Origin of the sequence: Rhizobium sp. BK312, from assembly GCF_014193605.1 — a bacterium.
In the GTDB taxonomy this organism is placed as follows: domain Bacteria; phylum Pseudomonadota; class Alphaproteobacteria; order Rhizobiales; family Rhizobiaceae; genus Rhizobium.
Window position 1 is genome coordinate 35,058 of record NZ_JACHZP010000007.1, and the last position, 13,921, is coordinate 48,978.

Consider the following 13,921-nt stretch of genomic DNA (forward strand, 5'->3'; position numbering starts at 1 on the left):
GGTGAAAGGATGCTGCGTTCGATCATTGTTTTGCTCGTATTGCTGCTGCCTTCGCTTTGCCTGGCGCAAAGCTGTAGCTTCAGTGCCACCAATATGAACTTCGGGGCAGTTGATATCTTGTCCGCTACCCCGGTCACTTCGACATCCACGATAAGTGTAAATTGTTCCGGGGGAGTCCTGGACCTGGGGAAGCGGCTGCTCATTTGCCCGGATATCGGCGCCGGCAGTGGTGGCGCATCTTCGGCTGCGGCACGTCAGATGCTGAACGGTGCCAGTTCTTTGAACTATCAGCTTTATTCCGATAATGGCCGGAGTGTGGTGTGGGGATCGAGCAGCTGGCCCTATCCATCGCGGGCACCGGTCTATGCGCTGACAATGTCCCTATTGAATGGCTCGCTGGTGGGCGCAACCGGTAACCTGACGGTCTACGGCACGGCGCTTGGAACGCCATCGACGGCGCTGCCCGGGTCGTATACCTCCAGCTTCGCATCCGGCACATCATTCTATTACAGCTACAGCAGCGCAACGAACTGTAATGCACCCACCGGAACGACAGGAACCGCGCCGTTTACCGTCAACGCAAGCGTTGCCGCCAATTGCCTGGTGAGCGTCCAAAACATCAATTTCGGAACGCAGGGTGTTCTGAGTGCGAATACCGATGCCTCCGGATCGGTGACGGCAACCTGTACGCCAGGTACGACCTACACGATCTCGTTGAATGGCGGCACAACGAACGCGGCACCGACGGCGCGAAAGATGACGAAGGGATCGGAGACGGTGACCTACGGTCTTTACAAGGATATCAACCGGTCGCAGCCCTGGGGCGATGTCAACACACCGGGCAGCACGGTTGCTGGAACGGGAACGGGCACGGCGCAGCTTTTGACGGTCTATGGCCGCGTCCCGCCACAGACGACGCCCTCTCCAGGCACTTACGTGGATACGGTCGTTGTGACGCTCACCTACTGACTTCGAATTTCAAGCTGCCGCGTGATGCTCTGGCTGACTGGACGGCGCGTCAGACCGCCGCCTGTTTCGACCCGCGGGTCTTGCTGGCGCCAAATTTAGTTTGGCAGAAGGTGACAGCGGTTCGCAACAAACCAAGTCTATGCGCCTCATCTTTTCTGCTGTGCGGCAGAAATCACAGAGGCTAATATTGGCCGGTAACCGTGGACTTTCATGGCGAATTCATGGAGGGAGATCTGGCGTGGCCTGCCGCCCCGCCAGAGATTGCACGCCATCGAGATCAACCCGTTTGCCCTAAGGAGTAGGATGCCTATTCTCGAAACCTCCCGGCTCGTTCTCAGGCCTTGGCAGAATAGCGACCGTGTTCCGTTTGCCGTCGTAAATGCAGATGCGCAGGTTCGCAAATATTACTATCCGAGCCTGCTCACGGCGGCTGAGACGAACGAACTGATCGATGAAGCCAACGAGCAGTTCGCCAAGGAAGGTTTCGGCTTCCTGGCCGTGGAGCGGAAAGCTGATGGCGCGCTGATTGGCGGCGCGGGCCTTTCACGACCAGGGCCGGAAGTTCCGGGTGAATTTCCATTGGAGATCGGTTGGATTCTAGGGCGTGCCTATTGGCGGCAGGGCTATGCGACGGAAATTAGCCAACACTGCCTGGATTTCGCGTGGCAGGAGCTACGGACTCATTGCGTGATCGGTTATACCTCAGCGATCAACACTCCTTCCCGCCGCGTGATGGAGAAGATCGGCATGATCCACGTCGACGGTGGCGATTTCGATGATATCACCGTGCCGCCAGGCAATATTCTGCGGCCGCACGTACTCTATCGCATCGATCGTCCCAAACAAGAAATTCATGAATGAAAAGGGAGTAAGCCGCGACGAGAGCCCAGTGGATCGGTAATCTTGCTTCTTGCCTTAGGCGTGCTTTCACGCGAAAAACTTGCCATGAGTATCCCGACATCTCACCCCTTCGACTTCGATCCGACCTATGGCATGCAGCTCGCGCAATTGCAGGCGATAGAGACACCGGAAGCTCCGGCGGGCTTCGACGACTTCTGGCAGCAGCGCTACAGAGCAGCCCTGGCCATCAATCCGCAACCCAAGCTTCGCCACAGCAAGCAGCCTCACGACAACTGGCACGTCTTCGATGTCAGCTACATGTCGACAGGGTCGTTTCAGATCAATGGCTGGCTGCTTATCCCCCGTAGCGGACAGGTGCGGCGCGGCCTGGTCGTCGGACACGGATATGGCGGAAGAGACCAACCGGAATTCGATTGGCCGGTAGAAGAGACGGCTATCCTTTTTCCCTGCTGCCGCGGGCTCTCCCTCAGCGCCAGCCCCAAAATCCCTTCGGATGCATCGGGCCATGTCCTTTGCGGTATCGAAAGCCGCGATACCTATGTCATCGGCGGCTGTGTGGAAGACATCTGGCTTGCCGTCTCGACATTGGAGACCCTCTATCCGTGGCTTGCTGGCCATATCGGCTATAGCGGCATCAGTTTCGGCGGCGGCATTGGCGCCCTGGCAATTCCTTTTGATGCGCGGATCAGGCGCGGCCACCTCATCGTTCCGACTTTCGGCCACCGGCAACTATGGCTGACACTGCCAACCGGCGGCAGCGCCCAATCGGTGCAGGCTTATCAAGAAAAGCACGGTAGTGTTCTCGAAACACTGCGGTACTTCGATGCTGCGATCGCCGCGCAGCGCATCACCGTGCCGATGCTTGTCGCACCCGCGCTTTTTGATCCCGCCGTCGCACCACCCTGCCAGTTCGCTGTCGCAAATGCGCTGCAGAAAATTAACGAAATCTTCATTCTGGATGCCGGTCACTTCGATTATGCTGGCAGCGAGCAGCAGAATGCGATTCTGCGAGACAAGGTCGGGCAATTCTTCAAGGTGCTATGAACCGCGAATATCTATGCTGGTACAGTCCTCGGCTGCATCGAGACATGGAATTGCTGGTGTTCGGCCATGCCGGCGCCAAGGTATTAGTATTTCCCACCCGCGACGGTCGCTTCTGGGAGTATGAGCAGGTCGGCATCGTCGCCAGCCTCGCGGACAAGCTGAATGCCGGACAGCTTCAGCTCTATTGCATCGAGGGACTGGCAGCCGAAACCTTCTATGCTTTCCATCGCCATCCGGCCGAGCGCATTCGCAGGCACAATGCTTTCGAGGAATATATTCTCAAGGAAGTCCTGCCGCTGATGGCGCAGAATAACGGGCATGAGTGCACCATAGTTCACGGCTGCAGCCTCGGCGCCTTCCAGGCGGCGAGCCTGGTTTTCCGCCACCCTCACCTCTTCCGCAAGCTGGTCGTCTTTTCCGGCCGCTACGACCTGACGATGAAGGTCGAATCCTTCACGGATCTATTCGATGGCTATTACGACGACGAGATCTATTTTCACATCCCGACGCATTTTCTGCCGGGACTTGTCTGCGAGTGGCATTTGGAGAGGCTGCGTCAGATCGATATCGTCATGACGATCGGAGACGCCGATCCCTTCTTCGACAATAATCGCCATCTGAGCCGACTGCTCGCCGACAAGCGGATCGATCATCGGCTGCATGTGTGGGATGGGCGCGCCCATCAGGCAGGTGCATGGCGGCGAATGGCGCCGCTGTACATCTGACGAAGGCAGTAAGTTTCGGGCCGTTCAGGCAAGTCCGGCTGGTATGGGTCGGAGCACCTTGTGTGCGCCATAATCACGCTCGTGGGATTTGCGGTGTTGCCGCTCGGAGCTTGCGGAAAACTCGATAAGAATACGCTCCATCATGCCATCCGGATAGGTTCCGGTGTCGTTCGTTTCGACTTCCGACTGAGCGGTAACGATCTTCATATTCATCTCTAGTCCTCCGGCTCTGCACGGAAACCCTTGATTCCAATATCTGTTCCATTAGTATTCCGGAAAATTGTTAAAAAATTAACTACGTCCGTTAATCAAATCGGGCGCCACGGCATCGAACTTGAATGGCTGGCCGGATTGGAACATTCTTGCAATCATGACGTTCAGTCTCTGATTTGATTGGGGGGCTTGATGTATCGATCCAAATCGCCCAGGGCGCGGTTCTTCTCGTTGCCGGCGAAGCAACTGATATCGGTTTAGACTTTAACTTCGACGTTGAGGTCCGAAGGGATCTTGGCCGGGTTCGCATGCCTTCGATCAATCACTGTCCAATCAGCGGATAGACTGGAGCAGATCATGGCCGTCATCATCACATCGATCATCCTTGCACTCATCGGTCTGGCGCTTGGCGGCGGTGGCCTTTGGCTTGTGCTACTTGGCGGAAGCCCCTTCTATCTTTTGGCCGGCATCGCCTTCCTCCTAACGGCGATCCTGCTTTATATGCGCAAAGAGGCCGCGCTCTGGCTCTACGCGATCTTCGTGCTGGCAGCGCTTGGATGGGCGATATGGGAGGTCGGTTTCGACTGGTGGCAACTCGGTCCGCGCGGCGGGTTGATCATTCTGATCGGTCTCTGGCTATTGACGCCGTGGGTCCGGCGGCCGCTGGGCTTTCGAAGCCTCGACGGTGTTCACTATGGAGCCAATCCATGGCCGCTCGCGATCCCATTGATCATCGCCATTCTCGTTGCCGTCTATTCGATGACGACCGATCCGCACGATCTCTCCGGCGATTTGCCGACGACAATGGCTGCGAATGCCCCGATGGGCGGCGATGTGCCCGATGGTGAGTGGCATCAATATGGTCGAACCTCGTTTGGTCAGCGTTACTCGCCTCTCGACCAGATCAATGCGCAGAACGTCGCGAACCTGAAGGAGGCCTGGCGATATCAGACAGGTGATGTGAAGCGCCCCGATGACATCGGCGAGACGACTTATCAGGTTACGCCGCTCAAGATCGGCGACACGCTTTATATCTGCACGCCCCATAGCCTGGCGATCGCCATCGGTGCGACGGACGGCAAGGAAAAATGGCGTTACGATGCCAATGCCGGCATGAACCCCAACCGACAGCATCAGACCTGCCGCGGCGTCTCTTATTATCATGACAAGGCGGCTGCCGCCGGGGTATCGTGCGCCGATCGTGTCTATCTGCCGACCTCGGATGCCCGGCTGATCGCGCTCGATGCTGCCAACGGCAAGGTTTGTCCGAGCTTTGCCGACCAGGGCATCCTGCATCTTGAAACCGGGATGAAATACAATCCGGCTGGCTATTATTATTCGACCTCGCCGCCCGTCATCGTCGCCGACAAGATCATCATCGGCGGCGCGGTGAACGACAATTATTCCACGCAGGAGCAATCCGGCGTCATCCGCGCGTTCGACGCCCGGACCGGCGCGCTGCTCTGGAACTGGGATTCGGGCAATCCCGATCAGACAGCGCCGCTGCCCGCCGGGCAGACCTATACGACCAACTCACCGAACAGCTGGTCGGTTTCCAGCGCCGACGAAAAGCTCGGCATGGTTTACGTTCCGCTTGGCAACCAGACGCCAGACCAGCTTGGCATGGGCCGCAGCGCCAATGTCGAACGCTTCTCCTCCTCTGTGGTCGCGCTCGACATCAATACCGGCCAGCTCAAATGGGTGCAGCAATTCGTCCATCACGATCTCTGGGATATGGACGTGCCGGCCCAACCCGTGCTGGTCGATCTGACAAAGGCCGACGGCAGCACGGTTCCCGCATTGGTCGCTTCCACCAAGCAGGGCGACATATACGTGCTCGATCGCCGCACGGGTGCGCCCATCATTCCTTTCAAGGAAATACCGGCGCCGAGCGGCACCATTCCCGAGGACCACGCCTCCCCGACCCAGCCCATCTCCGATTTGACCTTCTCGCCGCCGCCCTTGCAGGAAAAGGACATGTGGGGCGTCTCGCTGTTCGATCAGCTCGCCTGCCGTATCTCTTTTCACCAGCATCAATATGAAGGCCGCTACACGCCACCATCGCTGCGCGGCTCCATCATCTTTCCCGGCAATTTCGGCACCTTCAACTGGGGCAGCGTCGCCGTCGACCCCGAACGGCAGATCATGTTCGGCATGCCGACCTATCTCGCCTTTACCTCCCGACTGGTGCCGCGCGCCGAGATCGCCCCAAAGGGAGCCGGCGACAAGGGCAGCGAACAGGGACTCAACCGAAATGAAGGCTCACCCTATGGCGTCTATATGGGTCCATTCGTCAGCCCGCTCGGCATTCCCTGCCAGGCACCGCCTTGGGGCTATGTCGCCGGTGTCGATCTGAAGACCGGCAAGATCGCCTACAAGCACAAGAACGGTACCGTCCACGACATGACGCCCCTGCCCCTTCCCTTCAAGGTCGGGGTTCCCGGCATCGGCGGCCCGATCATCACCAAGGGCGGAGTGGCGTTCCTGGGGGCAGCCGTGGACGATTATCTCAGGGCCTATGACGTGACGACAGGCAGGCAGCTTTGGCAGGCACGCCTACCGGCAGGCGGTCAAGCGACGCCGATGACCTATACGGCCAGCGACAACAAGCAATATGTCGTGATGGTGGCCGGTGGTCACGGTTCCGTGGGAACGAAACCGGGCGACTATGTGATCGGCTATACGCTACCATGACCCGATGATGGAGCGGCGCTAAGCCGATCCCTTCTGCCACACGCAGTCTAGCTCTTTGAAGAGCGGCGGTTACCCTCGGCGACGTTGCTTTCGGAATCCGTTGCAGGTTCCCAACCAAACACGCTGCGGCCGCCATAGGAGAAGGAGCGGTCGAACTCGCCGGCAACGATTTCCTTGAGATCGGGGCCTGTCACGTAACGTTCCAGCATTCTCGACTGGTCATCCAGGCGCTTCAGCGCCGACAATTCCTCGTCACGACCGAGACGCCCCTTCCTGACGGCGGATTTCATCACGTTGATCGTCTCGTCATAGACCTTCAGCGGCACCGGAAAAGGATGCCGGTCCTTGCCACCATGGGCGAGCGAGAAGCGCGCGGGGTCGGAGAAGCGGCAAGGTGCGCCGTGAACCACTTCGGCGACCATCGCCAAAGCCTTCACCGTGCGCGCGCCAACCCCAGGCGTCAGCAGCAGCTCCTCGAAATCCACCGGACCGCGCTCGACCGCGGCGGCAAGATTTCCATGCAGGCGCCGCATGTTCACGTCTTCCTGGCGCACATCATGATGTGCCGGCATGACGAGGTATGGCAGCATCGGCTGTGCTTCTTGTTTGTCAATTACTGGAGATTTCCCTTCCAGTGCATTGAATTCACGAATGATTTTATCTGGTCCTAATGAGGCAAGCAGATCCAGCTGACCGTCGCGGGAACGCTCGGCACGCCGATCGGCAAGATTGACGATCTCGCCCTGCTCGCGCCCCTCGATAGCCGCGTGCGGCGAATCCAGGAAGCTCGTCAAACCCTCCGATAGCCAGTGATATCGGCGTGCTTGCCGGCGTTCGTCGTTCATGCCCTGCTGGATGACGACCCACTTGCCGTCGTCGGCGACGATGAAGCCATGCAGGTAGAGGTCGAAGCCATCTTGCACGGCTGCGCTGTCCACCTTCGCGATCAGCCGGCTCTTCATGGCAAGGGACGCGCCGTCGATACCGACGCGATCGCCGATATCAAGCAGTTCGCCCGGCGTCTTGCGCGATTGCGCGCCGCGGCCGCCGCAGACATGGATGCCAAGTTCGCCGGATAGCGGCGTCAGGCCGCGCTTCAGGGCGCCAAGGACACTCGTCGTGATCCCCGAGGAATGCCAATCCATGCCCATGACGGCGCCGAAAGACTGGAACCAGAAGGGATTGGCGAGGCGGCGAAAGAGCTCGTCGCGACCGTAATGCTGCACGATCGCCTCGGTGATGACGGCGCCCAGGCGCGTCATGCGGTCCCCAAGCCAGCGCGGCACGCGACCGCCATGCAGGGGAAGATCAGCTTTGCCGGCTCTCTGTGCCAAATCCACAACTCTCGTACTTTACCGCGGCATTATAGTCCCGGTAGCCGAGATATGCCATTCGCAAGGTGCAGCGATCAGCAGAGGCACGAAATATGAATTGTGATGAGGTTAAGCCGACGCCGCAGCCGGCGCAAAATCCTGCATCGCACCTGAAAAAGACTTGGGCAATGGGGAGGCGTAGGAACTGCGCTTGCTGGTGGATAGGCCCAGCGACACCAAAGCTTCGGCCTGTTTGACCGCTGCGGCGACACCATCCACGACCGGGATGCCGTAGATCGATTGCAGCTGTCTTGCGAGATCCGTCATGCCGGCGCAGCCGAGGACAATGGCCTCCGCCCCGTCTTCAGCGAGCGCTCGCTCGATTTCCGCCCGCAGCTTTCCGATTGCACTCGAAGACGAATCTTCAAGCTCGAGCACGGGGATATCGGAGGCGCGAACCTTCGCCCGCGCGCCCATGCCATAACGATGGACAAGATTGTCGATGAGGATGCGCGAGCGTTCGAGCGTCGTCACCACGCTGAAGCGCTGTGCCAGGAAGCCGGCCGTGGCTACGGCTGCTTCACACAGACCGACGACAGGTACATCGCAGAACATGCGTGCGGCTTCCAGACCGGTGTCGTCGAAACAGCAGATGATCGCGGCGTCATAGCCTTCGGCCTGCCTCTCCTTCAGCTCGCGCAGCATGCCCGGCACGGCTATCGCACCGTCGTAATAGCCCTCGATCGAAGCCGGTCCCATCTGCGATGTGGCGGCGATGATCTCCGTGCCGGGACCTGCCACCGCGCGTGCAGCTATTGCCGCCTTTTCCGTCATGGAAACGGTCGTATTCGGATTGATAAGCAGCAGGCGCATGATCTCAACTTTTCTTGGCTTGGCGGCGGCCGAGCATGGTCATGATCGCAAGCGCCAACAGGATAATTGTAAAGGAAAAGAGCGTGGTCACTGTTCCAAGCGCATAAAGCACCGGCGTCGTGACATTCGTCGTCATGCCGTAGATTTCGAGCGGCAGGGTATTGTAGGTGCCTGATGTCATTAGGGTGCGGGCAAACTCGTCATAGGATAGCGTGAAGCCGAAGAGGCCGACGCCGATCAGGCTCGGAGCAATCATCGGCAACACCACATGGCGGAAGGTTTGCCAAGAGCTGGCGCCAAGATCGCGGGCTGCCTCCTCATAGGCCGGCGAAAACCGGTTGAAGACGGCAAACATAATCAGCACGCCGAACGGCAAGGTCCAGGTGAGATGCGCGCCGAAGGCGGAGGAATACCACGCCGGCGCGATGCCACCCTGCTGAAAGACGACGCCGATCCCAAGCGAGATGATGATCGACGGCACGACGAGGCTGGCGACAGTCGCATAGAACAGGAATGTAGAGCCGCGAAAACGGCGACGGAAGGCAAGCCCGGCAAGCAGCGAGACGACGACGGTTACGATCATGACCATCACGCCGAGGATCAAGGAACGCTGGAACGATGCGCCGAAGTCTCCGACCGCCTGCTTCTCGAAGAGGTTGGCGAACCAATGCAGCGAGACGCCATTCAACGGGAAGGTCAGGCCGCCGTCAGGCCCCTGGAAAGACAGAATGATGACCGCCGAGAGCGGACCATAGAGAAACAGCACGAAAATCGTGAAGAAGATTGCGAGAAGATAGAATTCCAGGCCGCGCTTTTCACTGTTCATCTTAGAGTTCCTTGCGGATGTCGACGATGCGCAGGATGGCAGCGACCATCAGCAATACGACAATCAGAAGCACGACCGCATTGGCGGCGGCGGCGGGATATTGCAGCAGCGACATCTGGTTCTTCATCATCAGCGCAATGGATGCGCTCTGGCCACCCGACATCACCTGCACGGTGGAGAAATCCGCCATGACGAGCGTGACGACGAAGATGCTGCCGATCGCCATGCCCGGCTTGGCAAGCGGGATGACGACATTCCACAGCACCTGCCATCCGCTGGCGCCGGCATCCCGCGCCGCTTCGAACAGAGAACGGTCGATACGCATCAGCGTGTTGAAGATCGGTGTCACCATAAACAGCGTGTAGAGATGCACCATAGCAAGTACGACAGCGAAATCGGAATAAAGCAGCCATTCTATCGGCTTTGGGATCAGGCCCATTTCGATCAGCGTCGAATTGACAAGTCCGTTGCGCCCGAGGACGGGTATCCACGAGATCATGCGAATGATGTTGGAGGTCATGAAAGGCACGGTGCAGACGAGGAAAAGGATCATCTGGGTCGAGGTGCGCCGAATATGGAAAGCCAGAAAATAGGCGACCCAGAAGCCGATGAAGAGCGTCAGCGCCCAGACAATTGCTGTGAATTTCAATGTGTTGAGGTAGGTTTTCCATGTAACCCACGAACCGAGCGTATCGGTGTAATTGGCGGTCAGGAATGCCGGATAGAGGCCAGCGAAATCATAATCCCAGAAACTGACGATGCCGATCATGGCGATCGGCAACAGGAAGAAGAAGCCGAGAATGAGAAACAGCGGCGTTGCCTGCAGATAGGCGACGGCCCAGCCGGGCACGGCAAATCCACGCCCGGGCTTCTGAGTTTCCTGCTCCGCATCCGAGGAAGCGATTGTCGCCATAGTCCGGCCTCTCCATTGCAAGGATCCTCTCCCCGTTTTTGAAGGGGAGAGGAAATGATCGATCGCAGCTTAGGCAGCGATGAATTCGTTCCAGCGACGAACCATGTAGCGGTCCTCGTCCATGACCGAGTTCCAGCAGGCGACGGCACCCATGCGGGTTTCGAAGGAGCCGCCATCGCGAACGGCACCCGCCTTCTCCATCACCTTGCCTTCCGGAGAGAGGATATCGCCCTGCGCCGGTTTGCCTTCGATCCAGTAGCCCCATTCGTCGGCCGACATGAAGTTCTTGGCCGTTTCCATGCAGGCGGAGTAATAGCCCTGACGGTTGAGGTAGCCGCCGACCCAGCCGGAGGTGTACCAATTGATATATTCATAAGCCGCATCGAGCTGTGCGCCCTTGAGATGCGAGGCGAGGCCGAGGCCGCCGCCCCAGGCACGATAGCCTTCCTTAAGCGGCTGGAAGGTGCAGGCAATACCCTTGGAGCGGACTGCGGCAACCGCCGGCGACCACATGGACTGGATGACCACTTCGCCCGATGCCATCAGATTGACGCTCTCGTCGAAGGACTTCCAGAAAGCGCGGAACTGGCCATCGCCCTTGGTCTTGATCAGGAAGTCGATGGTCTTGTCGATTTCCGCCTTCGTCATGTTGCCCTTGTCGGCATATTTGATCTTGCCGGCAGCTTCCATGATCATCGCGGCGTCCATGATGCCGATGGACGGGATATTGAGGATCGCGGTCTTGCCCTTGAAGGCCGGATCGAGAATGTCGGCCCAGCTGGTGATCGGACGACCGGTGAGATCGGGACGGATACCGAGCGTGTCGGCGTTATAGATGGTCGGAACCATCGTCATCCACTGCGTCGGCTCCTTGGCGAATTTCTTCGAGCCCTGCCCTTCGACAAAGCCCACCGTGTGCGGCGCCGTGCCCTGCGCGATGACGCTGTCGGGCTTCAGCTTGCCGTTGATGAAGAGCGGCACGATCTTGTCGTAATATTTGAGCTTCTTGACGTCCATCGGCTGCATGACGCCGGTCGGGAAAACCTTCTTGGCGATCCAGTATTCGATGTCGGCGATATCGTAGCTGTTCGGCTGCGTCACGGCTCGCTGTGCCGCGGCATCCGAATCGGTCGCCGTCATCTCGAGCGTAATGCCGAGATCGGCCTTGCACTTCTCCGCAATGGCATTGATGTTCGAAACGCCGGTACCGAACTGGCGCAACGTGATGTTCGATTGCGCCCAGATGGTCGGAAAGCCGGTGATGGCGCCGGAGCCGGCCATGGCGCCGAGAGCGGCAGCGCCGGTCTTCAGCAGCGAGCGGCGGGAAATGCCTTTCGTCGTCTTGGTAGTCTTGGTTTCAGTCGTCATGTCAGTTCCCCTTTTTTGATAGTTTGGATTCATGCGGATACACGGCCGAGAAGGATTGCATCCTCCTGAGCCCAACTCAGTGAGACGGCGTCGCCGACGGCGATCGATCTGGCGGCAGCATCGTCGTTGCTTGCGATGACGGTGAAATCGTCGCTACCGGCGCCGATGACGGTGATCTTCAGCGTTGCGCCGCGATATTCGACATTGGAGACGACGCCGTTGAAGCCCAGCCCTTTTTCCGATGGCTGCGAAAGCCGAACGCGGTCGGTGCGCACGGCGATGTCTACGGCTTCGCCGACGGCGCGACCTGCCCCTTTCACCGAGAAGCCCTGCCCTTCCGGCGCGGTCATGGTGATCACGCCGTCTTCGCTCGACGTTATGCGACCGGACAAGACGTTATGGTCACCCATGAAGCGGGCAACGAAAGCCGTCGCGGGATGTTCGAAAACCTCCCGTGGCGATCCCGCCTGCTCGATCCGGCCGTCATTCATGATGACCATGATATCGGCGAGCGCCATGGCCTCTTCCTGACTGTGCGTGACATGGACGAAAGTTATACCGAGCGACTTCTGCAGCTTCTTCAGTTCTGCTCGCATGCGGATCTTCAGGAAGGGATCGAGCGCTGACAGCGGCTCGTCCAACAGCAGAGCTTCCGGATCGGTGATCAGGGCGCGGGCCAGCGCGACACGCTGTTGCTGTCCGCCTGAGAGCTGAGCCGGACGGCGGGTCGCATAGGCTTCCATCTGCATGAGCTTCAGCATGTCGAGCGCCTTCGCGCGGCGCTCCTCCTTGTCGACACCCTTCATCTTCAGGCTGAAGGCGACATTGTCGATAAGGTCCAGATGGGGAAACAGCGCATAGGACTGGAACATCATCGCCGTGCCACGTCTGGCGGGCGGGAAGTCGGTGACGACGGTATTGCCAAGCCTGATGTCGCCCGAGGAAATCCCCTCGTGACCCGCAATCATGCGCAAGGTCGATGTCTTGCCGCAACCGGATGGGCCGAGGAAACAGCAATAGGAGCCCGCCGGTATCTTCAGACTGATCGCATGGACTGCCGTAGTCGTGCCGTAGACCTTCGAAACGGACACTATATCGATCTCTGCCGCTTTCGACATCATCTTCCCCTGTGGTTTGGGAAAGACATTGCATCAATCGTGCCAGTTTTGCGGAGAATGACTAACAGACTGAATTTACTTAATTTTAGCCCGAGAGAGAAATTGTGCTTCCCAATAGGCAGTCATGAATCTGCACAGGAAATAGGCTATTGTGCGCGATTTATGCAAAATATCGTATACAATTTTGGCTCCGTTTGCATCAGATTTCGTTTAACTTCCGCGCGAAACCTGTCTATCATTGCAGCCAGTTACTCAGGCTACCGATCATGAATTCTTCAGCAGATGCGCTTTTGACGCCCGGCGACGCTACCGACAGCGGCGCGCAACAGATCCGCGAGGCCATTCGCGACGCGATCGTCGAGCGCCGGCTCGCACCCGGAACGAAACTGTCCGAAAGCGATGTCGGCGCTCTCTTCAGCGTCAGCCGGACTCTGGCACGTGCCGCCCTGCAGGCTCTTTCCTATGAAGGACTCGTCAGCGTCGAAAAGAACCGAGGCGCTTTCGTCGCCTATCCATCGCCCGAGGAGGCGCGACAGATATTCGCTGCGCGTCGCCTGGTCGAGCCGGGGATACTGAGATCGGCAGCCGAACGTATCACCGCACCTCAGCTCGCACAGCTCCGGCAGCTCCTCGTGGAAGAAGGCCGCTTGATGGGAGAGCGCGGTCAACCCGCGCGCCGGGCCGAGATCAAGGCCTCGGGCGACTTTCATCTCATGCTCGCGTCGATATCGGGCAATCTTATCATGCAGCGCTTCATGGAGGAGCTTGTCGCCCGCTCCTCGCTGGTAATCGCGCTCTACGGACAATCAAGCGCCTCCAGTTGCGGCCATGCCGAGCATGGCGATATCATCACCGCACTGGAGCGCAAGGATGTCGACACAGCCTGTAACCTAATGCTTCATCATATCGCCCATATCGAGGCCGATCTCGACCTACGTGAGCGCAAGAGCTTCGGCCTGAAAGAAGCGTTCGAGCGGTAAGATATCCGTCATCCAGACGGTTCG

The 13,921-nt window shown here is 58.7% G+C and carries 13 protein-coding genes; 6 read left to right on the forward strand and 7 right to left on the reverse strand.

The genetic code is table 11. The features are described from left to right. The first annotated feature begins 9 nt into the window (after positions 1-9). The 4 genes from FHT85_RS20035 to FHT85_RS20050 all read left to right on the forward strand — a co-directional run bounded on the left by FHT85_RS20035 (position 10) and on the right by FHT85_RS20050 (position 3,599). Complete coding sequence (locus tag FHT85_RS20035) at positions 10-969, forward strand: spore coat protein U domain-containing protein (RefSeq protein ID WP_112400358.1); 960 nt, start codon at positions 10-12, stop codon at positions 967-969. 261 nt (positions 970-1,230) lie between these two features. Then, complete coding sequence (locus FHT85_RS20040; RefSeq protein WP_246780040.1) at positions 1,231-1,830, forward strand: GNAT family N-acetyltransferase; 600 nt, start codon at positions 1,231-1,233, stop codon at positions 1,828-1,830. An 84-nt stretch (positions 1,831-1,914) separates the two neighbouring features. Continuing rightward, positions 1,915-2,874: an acetylxylan esterase gene (locus tag FHT85_RS20045; protein WP_112411391.1), complete on the forward strand. Its 960-nt coding sequence runs from the start codon at positions 1,915-1,917 to the stop codon at positions 2,872-2,874. Then, positions 2,871-3,599, forward strand: a complete 729-nt coding sequence (locus FHT85_RS20050) for an esterase family protein (RefSeq protein WP_112411390.1) — start codon at positions 2,871-2,873, stop codon at positions 3,597-3,599. Before FHT85_RS20045 ends, FHT85_RS20050 begins: the two co-directional genes overlap by 4 nt. A gap of 24 nt (positions 3,600-3,623) precedes the next feature. On the opposite strand, the gene FHT85_RS20055 is transcribed toward FHT85_RS20050, so the two are convergent. Beyond that, positions 3,624-3,812: a hypothetical protein gene (locus FHT85_RS20055; protein WP_112339276.1), complete on the reverse strand. Its 189-nt coding sequence runs from the start codon at positions 3,810-3,812 to the stop codon at positions 3,624-3,626. A gap of 357 nt (positions 3,813-4,169) precedes the next feature. Here FHT85_RS20055 and FHT85_RS20060 point away from each other — a divergent pair, with 357 nt between their 5' ends. Then, complete coding sequence (locus FHT85_RS20060; protein WP_183774259.1) at positions 4,170-6,506, forward strand: glucose/quinate/shikimate family membrane-bound PQQ-dependent dehydrogenase; 2,337 nt, start codon at positions 4,170-4,172, stop codon at positions 6,504-6,506. Positions 6,507-6,553: 47 nt separating this feature from the next. On the opposite strand, the gene FHT85_RS20065 is transcribed toward FHT85_RS20060, so the two are convergent. From FHT85_RS20065 to FHT85_RS20090, 6 genes are all read right to left on the reverse strand, one after another. Beyond that, positions 6,554-7,840, reverse strand: coding sequence for a DUF763 domain-containing protein (locus FHT85_RS20065; protein ID WP_112411388.1), 1,287 nt, complete (start codon positions 7,838-7,840; stop codon positions 6,554-6,556). A 108-nt stretch (positions 7,841-7,948) separates the two neighbouring features. After that, the gene (locus tag FHT85_RS20070; RefSeq protein ID WP_112411387.1) at positions 7,949-8,692 is read right to left on the reverse strand and encodes an aspartate/glutamate racemase family protein; all 744 of its coding nucleotides are present in this window, start codon (positions 8,690-8,692) and stop codon (positions 7,949-7,951) included. Positions 8,693-8,696: 4 nt separating this feature from the next. Beyond that, the gene (locus FHT85_RS20075; RefSeq protein WP_112400363.1) at positions 8,697-9,518 is read right to left on the reverse strand and encodes an ABC transporter permease; all 822 of its coding nucleotides are present in this window, start codon (positions 9,516-9,518) and stop codon (positions 8,697-8,699) included. A 1-nt stretch (position 9,519) separates the two neighbouring features. Further along, a complete protein-coding gene (locus FHT85_RS20080; RefSeq protein ID WP_112400364.1) occupies positions 9,520-10,431 on the reverse strand; it encodes an ABC transporter permease in 912 nt (303 codons plus the stop codon). Positions 10,432-10,500: 69 nt separating this feature from the next. Beyond that, positions 10,501-11,799, reverse strand: a complete 1,299-nt coding sequence (locus FHT85_RS20085; protein WP_112400365.1) for a PotD/PotF family extracellular solute-binding protein — start codon at positions 11,797-11,799, stop codon at positions 10,501-10,503. Positions 11,800-11,828: 29 nt separating this feature from the next. Further along, entirely contained in the window at positions 11,829-12,917 is a 1,089-nt protein-coding gene (locus tag FHT85_RS20090; protein WP_112400366.1) for an ABC transporter ATP-binding protein, read from the reverse strand. 266 nt (positions 12,918-13,183) lie between these two features. Here FHT85_RS20090 and FHT85_RS20095 point away from each other — a divergent pair, with 266 nt between their 5' ends. Continuing rightward, complete coding sequence (locus tag FHT85_RS20095; RefSeq protein WP_112411386.1) at positions 13,184-13,897, forward strand: GntR family transcriptional regulator; 714 nt, start codon at positions 13,184-13,186, stop codon at positions 13,895-13,897. Positions 13,898-13,921 lie beyond the last annotated feature (24 nt).

Coding starts and splice junctions, on each gene's coding strand:
- FHT85_RS20035 (WP_112400358.1), top strand. CDS start 10: ATGCTGCGTTCGATCATTGTTTTGCTCGTATTGCTGCTGCCTTCGCTT.
- FHT85_RS20045 (WP_112411391.1), top strand. CDS start 1,915: ATGAGTATCCCGACATCTCACCCCTTCGACTTCGATCCGACCTATGGC.
- FHT85_RS20050 (WP_112411390.1), top strand. CDS start 2,871: ATGAACCGCGAATATCTATGCTGGTACAGTCCTCGGCTGCATCGAGAC.
- FHT85_RS20055 (WP_112339276.1), bottom strand. CDS start 3,812: ATGAATATGAAGATCGTTACCGCTCAGTCGGAAGTCGAAACGAACGAC.
- FHT85_RS20060 (WP_183774259.1), top strand. CDS start 4,170: ATGGCCGTCATCATCACATCGATCATCCTTGCACTCATCGGTCTGGCG.
- FHT85_RS20070 (WP_112411387.1), bottom strand. CDS start 8,692: ATGCGCCTGCTGCTTATCAATCCGAATACGACCGTTTCCATGACGGAA.
- FHT85_RS20075 (WP_112400363.1), bottom strand. CDS start 9,518: ATGAACAGTGAAAAGCGCGGCCTGGAATTCTATCTTCTCGCAATCTTC.
- FHT85_RS20080 (WP_112400364.1), bottom strand. CDS start 10,431: ATGGCGACAATCGCTTCCTCGGATGCGGAGCAGGAAACTCAGAAGCCC.
- FHT85_RS20085 (WP_112400365.1), bottom strand. CDS start 11,799: ATGACGACTGAAACCAAGACTACCAAGACGACGAAAGGCATTTCCCGC.
- FHT85_RS20090 (WP_112400366.1), bottom strand. CDS start 12,917: ATGTCGAAAGCGGCAGAGATCGATATAGTGTCCGTTTCGAAGGTCTAC.
- FHT85_RS20095 (WP_112411386.1), top strand. CDS start 13,184: ATGAATTCTTCAGCAGATGCGCTTTTGACGCCCGGCGACGCTACCGAC.